Source organism: Spirillospora sp. NPDC048911 (assembly GCF_043198015.1).
Classification (GTDB): Bacteria; Actinomycetota; Actinomycetes; order Streptosporangiales; family Streptosporangiaceae; genus Spirillospora.
Window position 1 is genome coordinate 540683 of record NZ_JBICUD010000002.1, and the last position, 21153, is coordinate 561835.

Consider the following 21153-nt stretch of genomic DNA (forward strand, 5'->3'; position numbering starts at 1 on the left):
GTAAAAATGATCTACGCTCCCGTCACACCGTCAATCCGGGCGCCCTGGTCTTGACACTCTGCGGGTAGTCCAGCGGGGAACCGATGACGAGACTTGGGGGCATGCCGGACAACGAGAACCTCCTCCGGCGCCACCGGGCGGTGATGCCGGACTGGCTGGCGCTGAACTACGAACGCCCCATCGAGATCGTCAACGGCAAGGGCAGCCGGGTCACCGACGCCGACGGCAACAGCTACCTCGACTTCTTCTCGGGCATCCTCACCAACATGCTCGGGTACGACGTGCCCGAGGTCCGCGAGGCCGTGGAACGGCAGCTCGCCACGGGGATCGTGCACACCTCCACGGCGTACCTGCTGCGCGGCCAGGTCGAGCTCGCCGAGAAGATCGCCCGGCTGTCGGGCATCCCCGACGCCAAGGTCTTCTTCACCAACTCGGGGACCGAGGCCAACGAGACCGCCCTGCTGCTCGCCGCCTGCAGCCGCCGCAGCGACCAGATCCTCGCGATGCGGCAGGCCTACCACGGCCGGTCGTTCGGCGCGATCGGCGTGACCGGCCACCGCGGCTGGAAGAACACCTCCTTCTCGCCGGTGAACGCGCATTTCCTGCACGGCACCGACCGGCACCTGCCGCAGTTCGCGGGCCTGTCGGACGAGGACTACATCAAGGTCTGCGTCGAGGACCTGCGCCACGTCCTGGCGACGGCGACGGCCGGCGACGTCGCGGCCCTCATCGCCGAGCCGATCCAGGGCGTCGGCGGCTTCACGATGGCGCCCGACGGCCTGTTCGCCGCGTACAAGGAGGTGCTGGACGAGAGCGGCATCCTCCTCATCTCCGACGAGGTGCAGACCGGCTGGGGCCGCACCGGATCCAGCTTCTTCGGCATCGGCGATCACGGCGTCACGCCCGACATGCTGACGTTCGCCAAGGGCCTCGGCAACGGCTTCGCGGTCGGCGGCGTGGTCGCCCGTGGCGAGCTGATGGACGCGCTGCCCGCGGTGGGGCTGTCCACCTTCGGCGGCAACCCGATCTCGATGGCCGCCGCCAACGCCACCCTCGACTACGTGCTCGACCACGACCTCCAGGCCAACGCCGCCAGGCAGGGCGCGGTCATCATCGGCGGCCTCAGGAAGGCCGCCGCCCGGCTGCCCGTGATCAAGGACGTGCGCGGCAAGGGCCTGATGTTCGCGATCGAGCTGGCCGACGCCGCGAGCGCCGCCGCGCTCATGGAGGAGACCCGCAAGCGGGGGCTGCTCGGCGGCAAGGGCGGCCTGTACGGCAATGTCATCCGCATGGCACCGCCCCTGACCCTGACCGACGCCGAGGCCGCCGAGGGCCTGGCCATCCTGATCGACTCCCTGGAAGCGTTGAACGGATCATGACCAGCAAGCACGTCACCCACTGGATCAACGGCAAGCCCGCCACCGCCGCCGGCCGCCAAGGGGACATCTACGAGCCGTCGACCGGGCGACTGAGCGGCACTGTCGACTTCGCGGCCCAGCCCGAGATCGACGCCGCCGTGGCCGCGGCCAGGGCAGCCTTCCCGGGCTGGCGCGACACCTCCCTGACCCAGCGCGTCAAGATCCTCTTCCGCTTCCGCGAGCTGCTGGCCGAGCACCGCGACGAGCTGGCCCGGCTCATCTCGTCCGAGCACGGCAAGGTCGTCTCCGACGCCGCGGGCGAGGTGGCCCGGGGCCTGGAGGTCGTGGAGTTCGCGTGCGGCATCCCGCACCTGCTCAAGGGCGGGTTCTCGGAGAACGTCTCAGCGCGCGTCGACGCCTACTCGATCCTCCAGCCGCTCGGCGTGGTCGCCGGGATCACCCCGTTCAACTTCCCGGCCATGGTGCCGATGTGGATGTTCCCGGTGGCGATCGCCTGCGGCAACACGTTCATCCTCAAGCCGTCCGAGAAGGACCCCTCCGCCTCGGTCCGGCTCGCCGAGCTGTGGGCCGAGGCGGGCCTGCCGGACGGCGTCTTCAACGTGCTGCACGGCGACAAGGTCGCGGTGGACGGGCTGCTGCGCCACCCGGACGTCAAGGCGGTCAGCTTCGTCGGCTCCACCCCCATCGCGCGGTACATCTACGAGACCGCCGCGCGCAACGGCAAGCGCGTGCAGGCGCTCGGCGGCGCCAAGAATCACATGGTCGTGCTGCCCGACGCCGACCTGGACCTGGCCGCCGACGCGGCCGTGTCGGCGGGCTTCGGCTCCGCCGGCGAACGCTGCATGGCGATCTCCGTAGTCCTAGCGGTCGACCCCGTAGGCGACGAACTCCTCGCCAAGATCAAGGACCGCACACAACACCTCACGATCGGCCCCGGCGACGATCCCACCTCAGAGATGGGCCCGCTCGTCACCCGCGAGCACCGCGACAAGGTCGCCTCCTACCTCGACAGCGGAGTGGCCCAAGGCGCGACCCTGGCCGTGGACGGCCGCGAGATCCAGGTTCCGGGCGACGGCTTCTGGCTGGGCCCCACGATCCTCGACCACGTCACGCCCGAGATGGACGCCTACAAGGACGAGATCTTCGGCCCGGTGCTCTCCATCGTCCGCGTCACCTCCTACGACGAGGCGATGGAACTCCTGGACGCCAACCCGTACGGCAACGGCACGGCCATCTTCACCAACGACGGCGGCGCCGCGCGGCGCTTCCAGAACGAGGTCGAGGTGGGCATGGTCGGCATCAACGTGCCCATCCCGGTGCCGATGGCGTACTACTCGTTCGGCGGCTGGAAGTCGTCCCTCTTCGGCGACAGCCACGCGCACGGCATGGAGGGCGTGCACTTCTATACCCGCACGAAAGCTGTCACCGCCCGCTGGCTCGATCCGTCCCACGGCGGCGTGAACCTGGGCTTCCCCACGAACGGCTGAACGGACGAACTGCACGATATTGCGTCAAATACCTCGAAATAGCAGAGCGTCACAGAAGCTCACCAAAGTGACTCGCGAGACCTCTGTGACCCCAGAGTCATGGCGCCCCGTGACAAGCCGTCGCCCACCGTGAGAAAAGCCAGGTCCCACCCGTTGGGATTTTCTGTCGCACGCAGGTTTTCGTCGTCAATTTTCGTCTTTCCCGGCCCGACAAATAATAGCTACAAGTGTTGACTCGCTCTGTGACGGGCGACACAATCTGACTGTCTCAATTAATTGAGGCAATTACAAAAAGGTCAGAGTCCGGAGTCAAGGCTATGGCTGACGATCACGCCGCTGAGGTCGCCGCCCTCAGAAGGCGTTATCCGAGCTGGACCATTTGGTTCGGTCTGTTCACGGGCCACTGGTGGGCGCTCCCGCCCCGCGACAGTGACGTGGACGAGTTCGTCGAGGCCGAGACTCCGCAGTGGCTCATCGCACGCATCGAGGTGATCCAGAACGCCGAGCCTCAGATGATCGAGAGCATCCCGACCCAGAGCGACTCCCGCCGGGACGCGCGACGCCCCTCGAATCTCCTCCGTCTCGAGGGCGTCACACCGTCGCCGTTCCGCCGGGTACCGGTGGTCGCGTGGCCAGGCAGCACTGCAAGGTGATCCGCTGTTCCCCAACCTCGCCACGCTTTCGCCGGTGCCGCCGCGGCCCCGGGAAGGACAGTAGCCCGCGCCATATCCCTCTCCAGCAACCTCCGTGTGTGGCGCGGACGCCAGCACCCGCTGTCCTCCCCGGCCGCGGCGGTCGTACTTATTTCTGTTACGGCCTCGACGGCCTCGCCTGGCGGCTCACCCGCCGAACCGCAAAAGCGGCGAGCGCGGCATCGCTTCGCGATCTCTCGTGAAGCCTGGCCTTCGGCCGGCTCCACGACCCGTTAGCGCGCTCGCGTGACGGCTGGGCTCTCTGCCCTGTAAATAACATATTTCAAAACCTGAAACCAGCCACCGATAGCGTTACTAATTCCTGTCGGATCAGTGAGATCGCCCCTTTTCAATCGACTCGGCGGCGCTTTACGAAATCACTGGCGTTTAACTTGCCCAAGCACGCCTGGGTGGCAATAAATGACGGTCGGGGACGTCGCAGGGTCCGGAACGCGCTACGCTGCGCCGACGGGGCCGTTCTGGCCAGGCGACAGTGGCGGGGGCGGAGATGGGGCTGCGGGCCAAGGCGATGGCCTCGGTGATCACGACGGGCCTCGTCCTGGGACTGAGCGCCTGCAGTGAGGACGAGCCCGCGGGCACCGCCCAGGTGGCCGCGACCGTCGGCCAGGGCGAGGGCCTGCTCAACCTGGTGACGATGAAGGGCCTCGTCGAGCGGGGCGCCAGCGATCCACGCGTCGACTGGGTGCAGCCCTTCGAGGAGCGCACCGGCTGCAAGGTCGCCTGGAAGGAAGTGAAGTCGGCCCAGGAGATGGCCGACTTCACCAAGAACAAGTCCCGCCGCTTCGACGGCATCTCCGCGCCGCCCGAGGTCGCCGGCCAGTTGATCGCCGGAGGCCAGGTGGCCCAGGTCAACACCGGCTTGGTCGACGGCTACAAGAAGCTCGAACCCCGCCTGCGGACGCTGCTCAAGAAGGACGGCAAGACCTACGGCGTCCCCTACGTGTGGGGCTCGAACCTGCTCCTCTTCAACACCGGCGTCGTGCAGCCCGCGCCGACGTCATGGGCCGCCCTCTACGACCCGGCCGAGGCGAAGAAGTACGACCAACGGCTGATCGTCCGGGACAGCCCGCTGACGATCGCCGAGGCGGCCCTCTACCTCAAGGGCAAGGACCGCAAGCTCAAGATCACCGACCCGTACTCGCTGACCCGCAAGCAGCTCGACGCCGTCACCCGCGTCCTCACCAAGCAGCGCCCGCACGTCAGGCTCTACTGGGACCAGCCCGCCGACTCGATCAGCGCGCTGGCCGGTGGCGAGTCGGTCCTGGGCGGCGTCTGGCCCTACCAGGCCGACGTTCTCGGCCGCGCGGGCAAGGCCGTCCAGGCCATCGCGCCCTCCGAGGGCGTCACCGGCTGGATGACCGCCTGGATGATCGGTGCCCGCGCCGAGCACCCCAACTGCATGTACCAGTGGCTGGACTGGACGGCCTCCACCGACGTCCAGGAGCAGGTCGCCGGCTGGAACGGCCTGGCCCCGGCCAACCCCCAGGCCTGCGCCCCCGACCGGCTCAAGACGGCCTTCTGCAACGCCAACCACGTCGGTGAGCGGAACTACCTGAACAAGGTCATCTTCGCGCACACCCCCGCCAAGGCCTGTGGCAGCCCGGGCGGCAACGAAGGCCGCCGCGACTGCACCGACTACGCGGAGTGGACGCAGGCTTGGATCAAAGCCACCAAAGCAATCAAGTAGCAAGCAAGCCGGACGCCCAGCGACCAGGTGGTAAGCCGGACGCACAGCGACCCGGCGGTAAGCGAGCGGTGCGCAGGGCGGCCAGTTGGCAGGAGAGCCAGGCCTGCCAGGCCTAAATCTACTGGTGAGCGGACGAACGGCGGCCAGGGTGCAACGTGAGCGCGCTAACGGGTCATGGAGCCAGCCGAAGGCGAGGCTCCACGAGAGATCGCGAAGCGATGTCGCGCTCGCCGCTTTTGTGGTTCGGTCCCGAGCCGCCAGGCGAGGGGCCGAGGCCATAAAAGCAATAAATAGAGCGCGCCCGGCCGCCCCCAGCCGGGCGCGCTCCTTGGGTGGTCCTGGGCCTCCCCCCGAAAGCCCAGGTCACCTTCCTCCTGGAGAGATTCCAGCGGTGGCGGCGTGGTCGGCCGTCACCAGGGCCGGTGTTGGAACCGGCGTACGGGGTCCGGGCAGGGCGGGTGCGCAGTCGGCGCACGCGAACACCCCTGGGCCGTTCGGCAGGCTGCCGACGCGCACGTGCGGGCGCGGCCACTTCTTGTGGCAGACGACGCACGCGTCGCCGTCGCGCTGCGCGGCGCTCAGAGCGCCGGGGTCGAACCTGAGTTCGCCCGTGCGGCCCATTCCTCACCCCCGTGGTTTCACGTACTTCCTTTATAGGAGGGGGAGTGTGTTGAAGCCGTTACCGCAGGTGAAAGGCCGGGCAAAGCCTTGCGTGTCGCGATCATTCCAAGATCGTTCGCCGGTAGGGCGCGGTCAGCCGGTCTGGGCGCGCTGGTAGACGCGGCGGACGGCGTCGCCGAAGCGGGGGCCGTACATGGTGCGGTGGTCGTCGGCGAACTTGAAGCTGCTGACGGAGGTGATCACGCCGGTGCCGGTGGCGGCGTCGAAGCCCGACAGCCAGGGGCCGCCGCTGGCGCCGCGGGTGAGGTCGCAGCGCAGGCCCTGGCCGGTGGTCTCCTCGTGCGGGTCCCCGGCGGGGCGGCCGCCGCAGTACGCCAGGCGTTCGCCGTCGTAGCCGCCGGCGGACGGGTAGCCGAACGCGAGGGTGCGGCGCCCGTGGGGGCCGCCGAACGCGATGCGCTGCCCGCCGGCGAGGTCGACGACGTGCCCGCCGTAGGAGGGGGCCACGGCCACCATCGCCACGTCGTAGTCGCCGTCGCCGCCCTGGGACCAGGGGTCGGGCGTGAACATGCGGCGCGCGGTGAAGCCGCCGTAGGGGCCGGCGCCGTCGCGGTACCCCGGTACGAAGATCCAGTTCTCTGCCCAGGGGCCGCGGCCCGCCTTCACGCAGTGGCCCGCGGTGACGACGACGTCCCTGTTGGCGCTCTGGACCGTTCCGGCCGAGCAGAGGAAGTCACGGCCGCGGACACTGAAGAAGATCTTGCCGGTGGTGCGGGCGACCAGGCCGCCCGAGTTCCAGAGCGCGCCGGTGGTGGCGGTCGGCTGGAAGCGGGCGGCGGTCGCCGTCATCCGTTCGGGCGTCCAGTAACGCCGCACCTGCCGTTCGAACACGGGGTCGGACGGGACGTCGTGCGTCACCACGCGGACGGCGGCCGACGCACCCGCGTCGGCCGCCGATCCGGGCGACACCGCGACAGCCGCGACGGCGGCGGTGACGAGCACGAACCCGGTCGGACGAGGGGCCATGCCCGCAGTGTCCAGCACTCACCGCTGTCGAGTGACTACTTTACGTGAAACGCTAGCTCGCCTGAGCCGTGTTGTAGAGGTTCTGGGCGTCGTTGCCGAAGTACGGGCCGAACATGTACGCGTTGAGGAACGGCAGGTTGTACTTGTAGCTGTTGACCGAGTTCTGGATCCCGGCCCCGGTGCTCTCGTTGAAGCTCTTGAACCACGGCCCGCCGCTGGAGCCGCCGGTCATGTTGCACCGCAGCCCGATGGTCGTCTGGCCCAGGAAGTCGTTGATGGTCGTGCCGCTGCAGTAGATGAGGCGCGAGCCGTCGTACGGCGCGGCGGCGGGGTAGCCGAAGGAGTACATGGCCTGGCCGCGCGGCTGGTTGAACGCGATGCCCTGGCCGCCCACCACGTCGGTGAGGCTCTGCCCGTTCAGCTGGTTGACGACGGCGGCGCCGACGTCGTAGTTGAGGTCCTCGCTGGCCGTCCACTGCGGCGTGGACAGTGTCTTGGCGGCGGCCCAGGTGCCGTACGGGGTGTTGCCGTTGTTGTAGCCCGGCACGAACACCCAGTTGGTGTGCCACGCGCCGTCGAGCTTCACGCAGTGCCCCGCCGTGATGACGGTGCTCTTGTTGGTGCTGGTGACCGCGTCACCGGAGCACGAGGCGGTGCGTCCCTGGTAGGTGAAGAACACCCGGCCGCCGGTGCGCGTGATCGCGCCGCCGCCGGTCCAGGGGCTGCCGCCGTTGGGGATCGACTGGACGGAGACGGGCGGCACGACCTTGGCCAGGCCGCGCCGTACCTCCGCGCGGGTGGTCCGCTTCGGCTTGAACAGCTTCTCCATCGGGGTGGCGGACCGCATCCGCTGCGGGGTCCAGAAGCGCAGGACGCGCTGCTGGGCCGCGGTGGCGGTGGCCTGGGCCCGCACGGAGGGGCCGGGGGAGGGGGGAGCGGCCGCGTGGGCCGGTGCCGCGAGGAGCGGGGTCACGAGCGCGGCGCCGCCGAACGTGGCGAGCGCCAGGGAGCGGAGGGAGGACGTGCGCTTCATGGGGTCTCCGTCGGGTCGGGGGTGGAGACGGTGACCGGAACGTACTTTCGCGACCATTAACCCGGCTAGTGGCATAAATGAACAAACAGGGCGAGAAGGATTCGTTCCTCTCCGTCGTTCGCGCATGTGGACACAGAGTTGCCGGGCCACAGCGGAACGCGGTCGGGCCCGGATGGCCGACAATGGACCCGTGACGCACTCCTCAGACGTGGTCGTGCTCGGCTCCACCGGCTCGATCGGCACCCAGGCCCTCGATGTGATCCGCCGCAACCCGGACCGGTTCCGGGTCGCCGGGCTGGCCGCCGGGGGCGGCCGGGTCGACCTGCTCGCCGCCCAGGCCCTGGAGTTCGGGCCGGAGGTCGTCGCGGTCGCGAAGGCCTCCGCCGCCCAGGACCTGCAGCTGGCCTTCTACGCCGAGGTCCAGCGCCGGGGCTTCGCCGCGGGCGAGTACACGATCCCGAAGATCGTCGCCGGGCCGGAGGCGGTGGCCGAGGTCGCCGCGTGGCGCTGCGACGTGGTGCTGAACGGGGTGACCGGGGCGCTCGGGCTGGCCTCGACGCTGGCCGCGCTGGACGCCGGCAGCACCCTCGCGCTCGCCAACAAGGAGTCGCTCATCATCGGCGGCCCGCTGGTGAGGAAGCGCGCCCGGCCCGGCCAGATCGTCCCCGTCGACTCCGAGCACTCGGCCCTGGCCCAGTGCCTGCTGGGCGGCCGGGCCGAGGAGGTGCGGCGGCTCGTGCTGACCGCCAGCGGCGGCCCGTTCCGCGGGCGGAGCCGCGCCGAGCTCACCGGGGTGACGCCCGAGCAGGCCATGAACCACCCGACCTGGGACATGGGCCCGGTCATCACGATCAACTCGGCGACCCTGGTCAACAAGGGCCTGGAGGTCATCGAGGCGCACCTGCTGTTCGACGTGCCCATGGACGCGATCGCGGTGATGGTGCACCCGCAGTCGGTGATCCACTCGATGGTCGAGTTCGTGGACGGCTCGACGCTCGCCCAGGCCAGCCCGCCCGACATGCGGCTGCCGATCGCGCTCGGGCTGACCTGGCCGGAGCGCGTCCCGGACGCCGCGCCCGGCGTCGACTGGACCAGCGCCCACACCTGGGAGTTCTTCCCGCTCGACGACGAGGCGTTCCCCGCGGTGGCGCTGGCGCGCCGGGCGGGCGAGACGGGCGGCACCGCCCCCGCCGTCTACAACGCCGCCAACGAGGAGTGCGTCGAGGCCTTCCGCGAAGGACGGCTCCCCTTCCTCGGGATAGTCGACACCATCGCGCGGGTAGTGGAGGAGCACGTCGCCCCGGCGGGCGAGCTGACGCTGGACGACGTGCTCGCGGCCGACGGGTGGGCGCGGGCCAGGACGCGCGAGCTCACGCGTGCGCACACGCGCGAACTGGCGCCGGACGTGACCGGACTCGACTGATCCCCGGGGGAGAGAGCCCCCGGTAAGGGGGCCCGATGGCCTTTCTCCTCGGCGCCGTGGCGTTCGTCCTCGCGCTGCTGCTGTCGGTGATGCTGCACGAGGCCGGCCATCTGGTGCCCGCCAAGCGCTTCGGCATGAAGGCCTCGCAGTACTTCGTGGGGTTCGGGCCGACGCTGTGGTCGTTCCGCCGCGGGGAGACCGAGTACGGCGTCAAGGGGATCCTGCTCGGCGGCTTCGTCAAGATCGTGGGCTACACGCCGCTGGAGGAGCTCGACCCCGCCGACGAGCCGCGCGCGTTCTACCGGCAGAAGGCCTCGCACCGCTCGATCGTGATCGCGGGCGGCGTCGTCATGAACTTCCTGTTCGCGTTCGTCCTGCTGATGGCGATGGCGATGGCGATCGGCATCCGCGAGCCCGGCACGGTCACCACGACCGTGGACAAGGTCAGCGAGTGCGTGCCCGCGAGCCTGACCGAGCCGTGCGGAGAGGGCCGGCCGCGGTCCCCGGCCGCGGCGGCGGGCCTGCGCGCCGGCGACCGGGTCGTGTCGTTCGACGGCCGGCGGGTGAGCGAGTGGACGGAACTGCGCACCGCCATCGACACGGCCCGGCCAGGTCAGACCGTGCCGGTCGTGGTCGAACGTGGTGGCCGGGAGGTGACGCTGCGGGCGCGGCTGGCGGACGTGGGCGGCGAGTCGTTCCTCGGCATGTCGGCCCGGGTCGTCGGCCAGGGTTACGAGCGGATCGGCCCGATCGGCGCGGCCGTGTTCGCGGCGCGCGGGATCGGCGAGACGGTCGCGGGCATCGGCCAGGTCGCCGTCGATCTTCCGGCCGCGATCCCGAAGCTGTTCTCGCCCGAACGCGCGAGCACGCCCGGCGGCCAGGTCGGCAGCGTGGTCGGGGCGACCGACGTCTCGGGCCAGATCTTCTCGTCGGAGAGTTCGTGGCGTGACAAGGCCGCGCTCTACCTGTCACTGGTCGTCTCGGTGAACATCTTCCTGGGGGCGCTCAACGTGCTGCCCCTGCTGCCGCTGGACGGCGGGCACTTGGCGGTCGTCGTCTACGAGCGGCTCCGGGCCTGGTACGCGCGGCGGCGCGGGCGGCCCGATCCCGGCCTGGTCGACATGACCAGGCTGCTGCCGATCACCTACGTGGCCGTCGTCCTGCTCATCGGCCTCGGTGTTCTGCTCATCCTCGCGGACCTCGTCAACCCGCTGCGGTTGCCGCAGTGACGCGTGATGCCCTGGTCGCCTGGACGGCATCCTGCGATTACCTGGAGTAATTGGACAGTCACGTGATTTGTCCCACGTGAACGTCATGGCAGGGGCAAGAGGCGCCTAGGCTAGTGGGGTCGGTCAATGCGGGGGTTTGGGAGAGGGATGAGCGTTTCACTCGGTATTCCGGTGGTTCGTGGTGACGGCGGCGAGCAGGGGGCAGCCCGGCCGGTCGCGCCCCGCCGCGAGTCCCGGCAGATCATGGTCGGCAGCGTGCCGGTGGGCGGTGACGCCCCGGTGTCGGTGCAGTCGATGACCACCACGCTCACGTCCGACGTCAACTCGACGCTGCAGCAGATCGCGGAGCTGACCGCGTCGGGCTGCCAGATCGTCCGCGTCGCGGTGCCCTCCCAGGACGACGCCGACGCGCTGCCCGCGATCGCGCGCAAGTCCCCGATCCCGGTGATCGCCGACATCCACTTCCAGCCCAAGTACGTCTTCGCGGCGATCGACGCGGGCTGCGCGGCGGTCCGGGTCAACCCGGGCAACATCAAGAAGTTCGACGACAAGGTCGGCGAGATCGCGCGCGCGGCCAAGAGCGCCGGCGTGCCGATCCGCATCGGCGTCAACGCGGGCTCCCTCGACAAGCGGCTGCTGGAGAAGTACGGCAAGGCCACGCCCGAGGCGATGGTCGAGTCGGCGCTGTGGGAGTGCTCGCTGTTCGAGGAGCACGACTTCCGCGACATCAAGATCTCGGTGAAGCACAACGACCCGGTGGTGATGATCGAGGCCTACCGGCAGCTCGCCGCGGCGTGCGACTACCCGCTGCACCTGGGCGTGACCGAGGCCGGTCCGGCCTTCCAGGGCACGATCAAGTCGTCGGTCGCGTTCGGCGCGCTGCTCTCCCAGGGCATCGGCGACACGATCCGGGTGTCACTGTCGGCGCCGCCGGTCGAGGAGGTCAAGGTCGGCTCCCAGATCCTGGAGTCGCTGGGCCTCAAGCAGCGCGGTCTCGAGATCGTCTCCTGCCCGTCCTGCGGGCGCGCGCAGGTGGACGTCTACACGCTGGCCGAGCAGGTCACCGCCGGTCTCAAGGACTTCCCGGTGCCGCTGCGGGTCGCGGTCATGGGCTGCGTGGTGAACGGCCCCGGCGAGGCGCGCGAGGCCGACCTCGGCGTCGCCTCGGGCAACGGCAAGGGCCAGATCTTCGTCAAGGGCGAGGTCATCAAGACCGTGCCGGAGTCGCAGATCGTCGAGACCCTGATCGAAGAGGCGATGCGCATCGCTGAAGAGATGGGACTCGAGATTACTGAAGACGGCACAGTGGTCGGCGAGGACGGCACCGTGAGCGGCCCCGGCGCCGAGGTGGTCGTCAGCTAGCAGCAGGGATCGGCAGGGCCCACGGGATCATCCCGTGGGCCCTTTTCGTGCTGTCCGGAAGACGGTGGACGGCGAAACGTCGCGGATTCCTAGTTCCTGGTGAATGTGGAGAGGTTGTCACGATTGTGCAACCACTCTCCCCATCACTCGCGTCACACATGCCCCAATCGCCAGGATCTTCCCGATATGCCGCATGCCGGGTTCGCTGAGGAGCCCGCGCGGACTGAAGGGGAATCCGTGAGGAAACTCGTAGTGATCACCGCTGCGGCCGCGAGCGTCGGGCTCGTGGGGACCGCGGTGGCCGCCACGGCGGGCTCGTCGGCCCCGACGAACGCGACGCAGGTCGCGGCCGCGGCCGGACGCGTCGCCTGGAAGCCGTGCCCGGACAAGGACCCTGTCCTGGGCGAGCTCCTGAAGGGGCTCGAGTGCGGCTCGCTCCAGGTGCCGCTGGACTACGCCCGTCCCAAGGGCAAGAAGATCAAGCTCGCGCTGACCCGCGCCAAGGCGACCGACCTCAAGGGCTACCAGGGCATCGTGCTGCTCAACCGCGGCGGGCCCGGCGGTTACGGCCGCGACCTGCCCACCCGCTTCGCCACCGGCAGCAACGGCCTCCCGAAGGCGATCGGCGCGCAGTACGACTGGATCGGCTTCGACCCGCGCGGCGTCGCGGGCAGCGAGCCGAAGCTGGCCTGCGACCCGTCCTACCTCTACCCGGGCAAGGCGCGCCCCGACTACGTGGTGCGCACCGCCGCCCAGGAGCGCGTCTGGCTCAAGCGCGCCAAGGCCTACGCGGCCAGCTGTGGCAAGAAGTACGGCGCCACGCTCAAGCACATCAACACCAAGAACGTGGCCCGCGACATGGACGCCATCCGCGCGGCGCTCGGCAAGAAGCAGACGAACTACTTCGGCTACTCCTACGGCACCTACCTGGGCTCGGTCTACGCCTCGATGTTCCCGCAGCGCGTGCGCCGCATGGTGCTCGACAGCGTGGTGCGGCCGAGCGGTGTCTGGTACCAGGACAACCTCGACCAGAACGTGGCGTTCGAGAAGCGCGCCGAGATCTTCTTCGCGTGGATCGCCAAGTACGACTCGGTCTACCACCTGGGCAAGACGAAGAAGGCGGTCGAGGCCAACTACTACAAGGGCCGCGCCAAGATCAAGAAGAAGCCGGTCGACGGCAAGATCGGCCCGTCGGAGTACGACGACATCTTCCTGCCGAGCGGCTACCGCAACTACTTCTGGGTGGACCACGCCAAGGTCATCGCCGACTGGGTGCTGCGCAACGACCCGAAGGGCCTGCGGGAGAACTTCGCCGAGCCGGCCTGGCTGGACCAGAACAGCTACGCGATCTACGAGTCCGTGCAGAGCCGTGACGCCGCCTGGCCGCGCAACTGGGCCCGCTGGCACCGGGACCACGCCCGCCAGTACCGCCAGGGCGCGACGTTCCTGACCTGGGGCAACGCCTGGTACAACGCCCCGAGCGCGTTCTGGGCCGTCCCCGGCGGCAAGCCGCAGAAGATCGGTGCGAAGGCGCCGAAGATCCTGCTCGCCCAGCCGGAGAACGACGCGGCCACCCCGGCGCCCGGCGCGTTCGAGGTGCACCGGCTGTTCCCGAACTCCCGCCTCGTGCTGGAGCGCGGCGGCAACAACCACGGCACCTCGCTCACGCCGAACGCCAACCAGTGCATGAACGACTGGGTGTCGAAGTACCTCGCCACCGGTGCGCTGCCCGGCTCCAAGAAGGGCGCGGACGCGACCTGCAAGGCCAACCCGGCGCCGAACCCGAACGCCGTGACGGTCAAGTCGGCCCCCGCCGACGACCCGGTCGCCCCGATCCGCCGGTAACACGTCCGACCGGAGGGTGACCCGCCTCTTCGGCTGGTCACCCGTCCGTTCGGCCCAGAGCCTCCGTCCGCGCGCGCCGCGCGGACGGGGGCTCTTTTGATCACAGCAATCTGTCCGTCTTGTCACGATTTAGCATCCGCTCACGACCGGTTCTCCCGCCGCACATGTCCCAATAGCCAGGATTTCCCCGTTATGCCGCAAGCCGGGCTCACCGACGAGCCCGCGCGGAAACGAAGGGGATTCCGTGAGGAAACCGAAACTCGTACTGATCACTGCCGCGGTGAGCGTCGGCCTCACCGGTACCGCGGTGGCCGCCACGACCGGGTCGTCCCCGGCGGCGCCGTCGCGGCAGGCCGAGCAGGTGTCGGCGGGGCGCATCGCCTGGGCGCCGTGCCCGGAGAACGACAAGTGGCAGGGCGCCGCGCTGAAGGGCCTGGAGTGCGGCACGCTGTCGGTGCCGCTCGACTACCGCCACCCCCGGGGCAAGAAGATCAAGGTCGCGCTCTCCCGGGCGAAGGCGACCGACACCAAGAACTACCAGGGCATCGTGCTGCTCAACCGCGGCGGCCCCGGCGGGGCGGGCCGCGACCTGCCGCTGCGCTTCACCAACCCGGCCCGCGGCCTGCCCAAGGAGGTCAGCGCCAAGTACGACTGGATCGGCTTCGACCCGCGCGGCGTCCAGGCCACCGAGCCGTCGATCGTCTGCGACCCGAGCTTCCAGTGGCCGGGCAAGGCCCGCGCCGACTTCGTCCCGGCCTCCAAGCGGGACGAGCGGGCGTGGCTGCGCAAGGCCAAGAAGTACGCGGCCGACTGCGGGCGCAAGTACGGCAAGTACCTGCCGCACATCAAGACCGAGAACGTGGCCCGCGACATGGACGAGATCCGCAAGGCGCTCGGCCAGAAGAAGACGAGCTACTTCGGCTACTCCTACGGCACGTTCCTCGGCCAGGTCTACGCGTCGATGTTCCCGGCCCATCTGCGGCGCATCGTGCTGGACAGCGTCGTGAACCCGGCTCGCTTCTGGTACGGCACGCAACTCGACCAGAACGTCGCGGTCGACAAGAACATGAAGCGCTTCTTCGCCTGGATGGCCAAGTACGACTCGCTCTACCACCTGGGCAAGACCCAGGCGGCGGTGGAGAAGAAGTACTACCAGGGCCGCGCCAAGGCGAAGGCCAAGCCCATCAACGGCCTGATCGGCCCGAGCGAGTGGGACGACTTCTTCGCCAACTCCGACGGCTACCGCAACTACACCTGGGTCGCCCACGCCAAGGCGATCTCGGACTACGTGGTGAAGAACGACCCGAAGGCGCTGCTCGACCTCTGGGGACCGCTCGACGAGGCCGGCCAGAACTTCTTCGCCGTCTACAGCGCCGTCCAGTGCCGCGACGCCGCCTGGCCGAAGAACTGGAAGACCTGGCGCAAGGACTTCGGCGGCCAGCACAACCGTGGCATCCGCGCGTTCACCTGGTACAACGCGTGGTTCAACGCCCAGTGCATCTTCTGGCCGACCAAGCAGGGCCCCAAGCCGAAGATCGGCGCGACCAAGGGGCTGGCGGGCATGCTGATGCTCCAGAGCACCCATGACGGCGCGACCCCGTTCCCCGGCGCGGTCGAGGCGCACCGCCGGTTCCCGGCCTCGCGGCTGGTGCACGAGGTGGGCGGCATGAACCACGGCATCTCGATCAGCCCGAACAACAACGCCTGTATCAACGCGTTCGTGGCCCGTTACTTGAACGACGGCACGCTGCCCGCGTCGCGGAAGGGCGTCGACGCGACGTGCAAGACGAACCCGAACCCCGACCCCGCCAAGCCCGCCGCGGCGGCGATGAGTGAGGTCCCGGGCCTCTAGGCCGCCACGGCCGCCAGGGTCTGAAACCCGTACTGCCAGGGGCCCGGAGACGGACGAGTCCGTCTCCGGGTTCCTGGCGGAATGTCACGATTCGGCATCCTCGACCGGGAACCTCTGTCGCCAGATCAGGCCGAACCACCACAATCTCCACCTGTTGCACACAATTCAGCTAGTCACCGGCAGAGCTCCCGCGTCACAGGGGCGTGACGGACCGCCGGTGATCGAGGGGGTTCAGTGAAGAGGCTCGTACTCATCACGGCTGCCGCGGCCCTGGGGGTGGGCGGCACCGCCGTCGCCGTCTCGGCGGGCACCGGCGGCTCCGCGCGCGACGCCGCACCGGTCGCGGCCGCGTCCGCCAAGGGCATCGCCTGGGCCGCCTGCACCGGCTCGCTGGCCGGCAAGGCCGAATGCGCCCAGGTCCAGGTGCCGCTGGACTACCGCAAGCCCAAGGGCAAGAAGATCTCCATCGCGGTCTCCCGCGTCAAGCACACCGACACCAAGAACTACCAGGGTGTGCTCTTCGTGAACCCGGGCGGCCCCGGCGGCTCCGGCCTCGCCTACTCCGCCGGCCTGAAGAGCTGGCTCGGCGGCGTCGGCCACGCCGGTGTCGCGGCCAAGTACGACATCATCGGCTTCGACCCGCGCGGTGTCGGCTCCAGCAAGCCCGCGCTGAGCTGCGACCCGAACTTCCAGAACCCGATCCGTCCCGACTACGTCGTGCGGACCGCCAAGGAGGAGCGCGCCTGGCTCGCCAAGTCGCGCAAGTACGCCGCCGACTGCAAGAAGAAGTTCGGCTGGCTGCTGCCCCACATGCGCACCACCGACGCCGCCAAGGACGTCAACGCGATCCGCGCGGCGCTCGGCGCCCCGAAGATCAGCTGGTACGGCTTCTCGTACGGCACCTACTACGGCGCCACGTACGCGACGCTGTTCCCCAAGCGCGTGAAGCGCATGGTCCTCGACGGCAACGTCAACCCGAAGACCGTCTGGTACGACGCGCAGCTGGAGCAGGACAAGGCGTTCGAGCGGAACATCAAGCTCTGGTTCAAGTGGACGGCCAAGTACGACTCGCTCTACCACCTCGGCAAGACCCAGAAGGCCGTCGAGGCGCGCTACTACAAGATCCGCGCGGCGGCCAAGAAGGCGCCGATCGCCGGCAAGATCGGCCCGGACGAGCTCGACGACATCGTGCTGAGCGCCGGCTACAACACCGCGTACTACATCCCGTTCTCGCAGGCGCTGTCCGCCTGGGCCGTGAAGAAGGACGCGAAGCCGCTGCTGGAGTGGCTGAACCCCGGCGGTGACGACAACGGCTTCGCCGTCTACAACGCCGTCCAGGGCGCGGACGCCAAGTGGCCGCGGAACTGGAGCAAGTGGCACAAGGACGCGGTGCGGCTCTACAAGCAGGGCTACCGCTTCAACACCTGGAGCAACGTCTGGTTCAACGCTCCGGTCGCGTTCTGGCCGGTCAAGGGCGGCCCCGCCCTGAAGCTGAAGAGCAACAAGGCGCTGCCGGGCATCCTGATGGTGCAGTCCGGGCTGGACGCCGCGACCCCGGTCGCCGGCGGCTACGCCCTGCACAAGGTGTTCCCGTCCTCCCGCCTGATCCTGGAGCGCGGCGGCAAGACGCACTCCAACACGCTCAACGGCAACAAGTGCCTGGACGACCAGGTCGCGGCGTACCTCGACACGGGCAAGCTGCCCAAGAGCCGTAAGGGCGCCGACGCCTACTGCAACGCGCTCCCGGCGCTGAACGACCCGAACCCGAACGCGGCCAAGGCCGCCTCGGGGACGGCCGGCAAGGACCTCCCGGTCGGCCGCCCGTAACGTTCCGAACCGGAAGACCTCCCTGGCCTCACCAGGGAGGTCTTCCCGTTTCCGGGCGGAATCGCGGAATGCGCGGGGTGCGGTTCCCGCCGGACGATCACCAGTAGAACTCTGGGGTGCGCAACGTTGTCGCCGGAGCGGCCGCGGCCGCCGTGGCCCTTGGAACCCTGACCGGACCCCTCGCTCCCCGGGTCGCCGACGCGGCCGGCCTTCCTCATCGCATCGACTGGAAGCCCTGCCCGGACCCCGATCCGGTGGAGAAGGGCCGGCTCAAGGGGCTGGAGTGCGGCACGCTGGCCGTCCCCCTCGACCATGACCGCCCGCAGGGCGAGACGATCACTCTCGCGCTGTCGCGGGCGCGGCACACGGCCAAGAAGTTCCAGGGGGTGGTCCTGCTCAACCGCGGCGGCCCCGGCGCGCACGGCCGTGACATGCCCGGCACGTTCGTCGAGGGCCTCCCCAAGAAGGTCGCCGCGGCGTACGACTGGATCGGCCTCGATCCGCGCGGCGTCGGCGCCAGCCAGCCGGCCATGGTGTGCGACGAGAGCTACCAGAACCCGGGCCGCCCGCGCCCGGACACCGTCCCGGCCTCGCCGGCCGCCGAGCGGGCCTGGCAGGCGCGGGCCCGGGCCTACGCCGACGACTGCGCGGCCAAGTACGGCTCGCTCCTCCCGCACATGGGGTCGGCGACCTGGGCGCGCGACCTGGAGGCCGTCCGGATCGCGCTGGGCCAGCGCAAGATCAACTTTTTCGGCTACTCGTACGGCACCTATCTCGGCGCGGTGTACGCCACCATGTACCCCGGCCGCGTCCGGCGCATGGTGCTCGACAGCGTCGTCCGGCCCAGCGGCGTCTGGTACCAGAACAATCTCGACCAGAACGTGGCGTTCGAGAAGCGCATCCGGGCCTACTTCGCCTGGATCGCCGAGCACCACGCGACGTACAAGCTCGGGCGGAGCGGCAAGGCGGTCGCCGCCGCCTACGCCAAGGCCCGGAGCAGGCTCAAGGCCAAGCCCGCGGGCGGCCGGGTGGGTCCCGCCGAGCTCGACGATCTCTTCCTGTCCGACGGGTACGCCGACTACGGCTGGCCCGCGCATGCCCGTCTGCTGTCGGCGCTGGTCGTCAAGCGCGATCCGAAGCCGCTCGCCAAGGCCTGGCACGCGCCCGAATGGCTCGACCAGAACAACTACGCGGTCTACAACGCCGTGCAGTGCCGGGACGCCGCCTGGCCGCGCGCCTGGTCCCGCTGGCACCGCGACAACTGGCGCCTCTACCGCGCGGGCTACCGTTTCGAGACCTGGGGTAACGCTTGGTACAACGCCCCTTGCGCCTACTGGGCACAGCGGGGTGGACCGCCCCCGCGGGTCCACGGCGGCAAGGTCCCGCCGCTGCTGCTCGTCCAGGGCACCGAAGACGCCGCGACCCCTTATCGCGGGGCGGTCGAGATGCACCGGCGCTTCCCCGGCTCCCGGCTGCTCGTGCAGCTCGGCGGGGGCAACCACGGGGTCGCGGTGAACGGCGACCGCTGCGTCGACAAGATCGTCGCGGCCTATCTGGGCGCCGGCTCGCTGCCCGCCCGCAAGTCCGGTCCGGACGCCACCTGCCGTGCCGCGAGCCCGCCCCGGCCGGCTGCCGCGAAGGAACGGCGGGCACTGGTGAGGGAGCCGGTGGACACGTTTCCGCGGGGGACGTCATAGGCTTGTTGGCGTGGTGCTGACAGTGGAGGGGCCGCCCCGGCCCTCGCCCCGGTCGCGGGGCCGGTAAGCCATGCGGATGCTGGGGTCGCTGCCGGTGCGGGTCCTGGACGACCGGCACCGGGACGAGGTCATGGCGATCCTCGACGCCGACCCGGTGGCGAACGTCTTCGTCGCCTCGCGCGTGCACACGGTCGGGCTCGATCCCGGCCGGCTCGGCGCCCAGATGTGGGGCTACATGCGCGACGGGCGGCTCGCCTCGCTCTGCTACGCGGGCGCCAACCTCATCCCGGTGGCCGCCGACTCCCAGGCCGTCCGTGCCTTCGCCGAGCGCGCGCAGGCCCAGGGGCGGCGGTGCTCGTCGATCGTCGGCCCCAAAGGCGCGGTGGGCGAGCTCTGGGAGATCCTGGAGCCCTACTGGGGGCCGGCGCGCGCGGTCCGCTCGGCCCAGCCCGTGATGGCCACCTCGTCGGTGCCGCCGGTGGCCGCCGACCGGCATGTGCGGCGGGTCCGGATGGACGAGTTCGACGTGATCTACCCGGCCTGCGTGGCGATGTTCACCGAAGAGGTCGGCATCTCGCCCAACGCGGGCGACGGCGGGGTGCTGTACCGCGCCCGTGTGGCCGAGCTCATCCGCGCCGGGCGCGCCTTCGCCCGCATCGACGACGGCCGGGTGCTCTTCAAGGCGGAGGTGGGCGCCGTCACCCCGCACGCCTGCCAGGTGCAGGGCGTCTGGGTTCCGCCCGACCAGCGCGGGCAGGGCCTGTCGGTGGCCGGGATGGCGGCGCTGGTCGAGGAGGCGCTGCGGTCCATCGCGCCGACCGTCTCGCTGTACGTCAACGACTTCAACGCGCGGGCGCGCGCCACGTACCGGCGGGTCGGCTTCGATGAGATCGATACGTTCATGTCCATTCTTTTCTGACATTTCGGGTCACTTCGCCGGACCAGGTACGATCCGCCCGTGGAGTTCGCCGGTGCGCTGCGACAGGCCGTCCAGGCGAGCGGCCTGACCCTGGAGCGGATCCGTCACCGGCTGGGCCAGCGCGGCCTGCCGGTGAGCGTCGCCACGCTCAGCTACTGGCAGCGCGGCCGCAGCCGGCCGCGGTCCCGCGCGGTCGTGGCCGCGCTGGAGGAGATCCTCGGGGTGCCCGCCGGTTCGCTCACCGGCCTGCTGGACGTGGCCGACCACGGCGCCCACCCGGTACGCCACGGCGCGGGCCGCGCCGGCCCGGGCCGGCTCGAACGCGGCCGCGCCGCCGGCGACCTGTGGCCGGATCCGGAACGCTACGCCCGCGTCGTCGGCCAGCTCGACCGGTCCGGAGATCACCGGCTCGAACGGCTGAGCACCCACGACGTCTACCGGCTGGACGCCGGCCGGCGGCCCGGGAGGCTGTCGGTCCGCACGGTCCTGCGGGCCGCGGGCGACGACGTCGACCGGGTCGTGTGCGTGCATCCGGCGGGGGAGGGGCAGCCGGAGGCCGAGCTGACCGGGCTCCGCTACTGCCGGCCGGGCCGGGTGCGGGCCGAGGAGGGGCTGCTGGCGTTCGAGCTCGTCTTCGACCGGGTGCTCGCGGCGGGCGACACCGCCGTCGTCGAGTACGAGCTCGACCTGCGGCCGGACGCGGCGACGGCGCAGGCGGGCGAATACGTCCGGCGGTTCGCCCGGCCGATCCGCGATTATCTGGCCGTCGTGCAGTTCCATGAGGAAATGTTGCCCGCGCGTTGTTACGGCTTCTCCGGGGAAACCGCGCGGGTCCCGAGGGAACGGCTCGGCGAACTGTGGATCGGGACGTCCGGCAGCGCCCATATCGCCGCGGGGGACGTGCGTTTCGGCATCCTCGGCCTCGAGTGGGAATGGGACTGACCCGCCCGGGCCCCGGCCCGCGGCCATCGCCGGGGTGACCACCGACGATCCTCGGCGTGACTGTTTGTGTACTTTGACAGTTGGCAGCGCGGTCCTGGGGTTTTACAGTGA

At 70.0% G+C, this 21153-nt stretch carries 16 protein-coding genes; 13 read left to right on the top strand and 3 right to left on the bottom strand.

Annotated elements, in window-relative coordinates:
- Positions 1 to 101: 101 nt before the first annotated feature.
- The 4 genes from ACGFNU_RS09765 (at position 102) to ACGFNU_RS09780 (ending at position 5266) form a co-directional block, all read left to right on the top strand.
- Positions 102 to 1379 (top strand): aspartate aminotransferase family protein, encoded by a 1278-nt coding sequence (locus ACGFNU_RS09765; RefSeq protein WP_392591863.1) that lies wholly within the window; start codon positions 102 to 104, stop codon positions 1377 to 1379.
- Positions 1376 to 2866, top strand: coding sequence for a CoA-acylating methylmalonate-semialdehyde dehydrogenase (locus ACGFNU_RS09770; protein ID WP_392591865.1), 1491 nt, complete (start codon positions 1376 to 1378; stop codon positions 2864 to 2866). The genes ACGFNU_RS09765 and ACGFNU_RS09770 overlap by 4 nt, the downstream gene beginning before the upstream one ends.
- A gap of 317 nt (positions 2867 to 3183) precedes the next feature.
- Complete coding sequence (locus ACGFNU_RS09775) at positions 3184 to 3519, top strand: hypothetical protein (RefSeq protein ID WP_392591867.1); 336 nt, start codon at positions 3184 to 3186, stop codon at positions 3517 to 3519.
- Positions 3520 to 4066: 547 nt separating this feature from the next.
- Positions 4067 to 5266, top strand: a complete 1200-nt coding sequence (locus tag ACGFNU_RS09780) for an extracellular solute-binding protein (protein ID WP_392591869.1) — start codon at positions 4067 to 4069, stop codon at positions 5264 to 5266.
- 363 nt (positions 5267 to 5629) lie between these two features.
- Here the strand turns inward: ACGFNU_RS09780 and ACGFNU_RS09785 are convergent, their stop codons facing one another.
- The 3 genes from ACGFNU_RS09785 to ACGFNU_RS09795 all read right to left on the bottom strand — a co-directional run bounded on the left by ACGFNU_RS09785 (position 5630) and on the right by ACGFNU_RS09795 (position 7946).
- Entirely contained in the window at positions 5630 to 5887 is a 258-nt protein-coding gene (locus ACGFNU_RS09785) for a hypothetical protein (protein ID WP_392591871.1), read from the bottom strand.
- Positions 5888 to 6019: 132 nt separating this feature from the next.
- Entirely contained in the window at positions 6020 to 6913 is an 894-nt protein-coding gene (locus ACGFNU_RS09790; protein WP_392591873.1) for a trypsin-like serine peptidase, read from the bottom strand.
- A gap of 52 nt (positions 6914 to 6965) precedes the next feature.
- Positions 6966 to 7946, bottom strand: coding sequence for a trypsin-like serine peptidase (locus tag ACGFNU_RS09795; RefSeq protein WP_392591875.1), 981 nt, complete (start codon positions 7944 to 7946; stop codon positions 6966 to 6968).
- A 190-nt stretch (positions 7947 to 8136) separates the two neighbouring features.
- Between ACGFNU_RS09795 and dxr the strand changes: the two genes are divergently transcribed.
- The 9 genes from dxr to ACGFNU_RS09840 all read left to right on the top strand — a co-directional run bounded on the left by dxr (position 8137) and on the right by ACGFNU_RS09840 (position 21042).
- On the top strand, positions 8137 to 9369 hold the full coding sequence (gene dxr, locus ACGFNU_RS09800) for a 1-deoxy-D-xylulose-5-phosphate reductoisomerase (protein ID WP_392591877.1): 1233 nt from the start codon (positions 8137 to 8139) through the stop codon (positions 9367 to 9369).
- Between the two features lie 35 nt (positions 9370 to 9404).
- Positions 9405 to 10598, top strand: coding sequence for a M50 family metallopeptidase (locus tag ACGFNU_RS09805; protein WP_392591879.1), 1194 nt, complete (start codon positions 9405 to 9407; stop codon positions 10596 to 10598).
- Between the two features lie 147 nt (positions 10599 to 10745).
- The gene (gene ispG, locus ACGFNU_RS09810) at positions 10746 to 11960 is read left to right on the top strand and encodes a flavodoxin-dependent (E)-4-hydroxy-3-methylbut-2-enyl-diphosphate synthase (RefSeq protein ID WP_392591881.1); all 1215 of its coding nucleotides are present in this window, start codon (positions 10746 to 10748) and stop codon (positions 11958 to 11960) included.
- 237 nt (positions 11961 to 12197) lie between these two features.
- Complete coding sequence (locus ACGFNU_RS09815; RefSeq protein WP_392591883.1) at positions 12198 to 13805, top strand: alpha/beta fold hydrolase; 1608 nt, start codon at positions 12198 to 12200, stop codon at positions 13803 to 13805.
- A gap of 244 nt (positions 13806 to 14049) precedes the next feature.
- Positions 14050 to 15657: an alpha/beta hydrolase gene (locus ACGFNU_RS09820; RefSeq protein WP_392591885.1), complete on the top strand. Its 1608-nt coding sequence runs from the start codon at positions 14050 to 14052 to the stop codon at positions 15655 to 15657.
- Positions 15658 to 15891: 234 nt separating this feature from the next.
- On the top strand, positions 15892 to 17484 hold the full coding sequence (locus ACGFNU_RS09825; RefSeq protein WP_392591887.1) for an alpha/beta hydrolase: 1593 nt from the start codon (positions 15892 to 15894) through the stop codon (positions 17482 to 17484).
- Between the two features lie 116 nt (positions 17485 to 17600).
- Positions 17601 to 19181, top strand: coding sequence for an alpha/beta hydrolase (locus ACGFNU_RS09830; RefSeq protein WP_392591889.1), 1581 nt, complete (start codon positions 17601 to 17603; stop codon positions 19179 to 19181).
- Positions 19182 to 19257: 76 nt separating this feature from the next.
- The gene (locus ACGFNU_RS09835) at positions 19258 to 20100 is read left to right on the top strand and encodes a GNAT family N-acetyltransferase (protein ID WP_392591891.1); all 843 of its coding nucleotides are present in this window, start codon (positions 19258 to 19260) and stop codon (positions 20098 to 20100) included.
- Between the two features lie 39 nt (positions 20101 to 20139).
- Positions 20140 to 21042 (top strand): helix-turn-helix domain-containing protein, encoded by a 903-nt coding sequence (locus tag ACGFNU_RS09840; RefSeq protein ID WP_392591893.1) that lies wholly within the window; start codon positions 20140 to 20142, stop codon positions 21040 to 21042.
- Positions 21043 to 21153 lie beyond the last annotated feature (111 nt).

Bases quoted from the DNA above. Each gene is read 5' to 3' on its own strand.
- ACGFNU_RS09805 (WP_392591879.1), top strand. From the start codon at position 9,405: ATGGCCTTTCTCCTCGGCGCCGTGGCGTTCGTCCTCGCGCTGCTGCTG.
- ACGFNU_RS09835 (WP_392591891.1), top strand. From the start codon at position 19,258: ATGCTGGGGTCGCTGCCGGTGCGGGTCCTGGACGACCGGCACCGGGAC.
- ACGFNU_RS09785 (WP_392591871.1), bottom strand. From the start codon at position 5,887: ATGGGCCGCACGGGCGAACTCAGGTTCGACCCCGGCGCTCTGAGCGCC.
- ACGFNU_RS09775 (WP_392591867.1), top strand. From the start codon at position 3,184: ATGGCTGACGATCACGCCGCTGAGGTCGCCGCCCTCAGAAGGCGTTAT.
- ispG (WP_392591881.1), top strand. From the start codon at position 10,746: ATGAGCGTTTCACTCGGTATTCCGGTGGTTCGTGGTGACGGCGGCGAG.
- ACGFNU_RS09790 (WP_392591873.1), bottom strand. From the start codon at position 6,913: ATGGCCCCTCGTCCGACCGGGTTCGTGCTCGTCACCGCCGCCGTCGCG.
- ACGFNU_RS09765 (WP_392591863.1), top strand. From the start codon at position 102: ATGCCGGACAACGAGAACCTCCTCCGGCGCCACCGGGCGGTGATGCCG.
- ACGFNU_RS09795 (WP_392591875.1), bottom strand. From the start codon at position 7,946: ATGAAGCGCACGTCCTCCCTCCGCTCCCTGGCGCTCGCCACGTTCGGC.
- ACGFNU_RS09780 (WP_392591869.1), top strand. From the start codon at position 4,067: ATGGGGCTGCGGGCCAAGGCGATGGCCTCGGTGATCACGACGGGCCTC.
- ACGFNU_RS09770 (WP_392591865.1), top strand. From the start codon at position 1,376: ATGACCAGCAAGCACGTCACCCACTGGATCAACGGCAAGCCCGCCACC.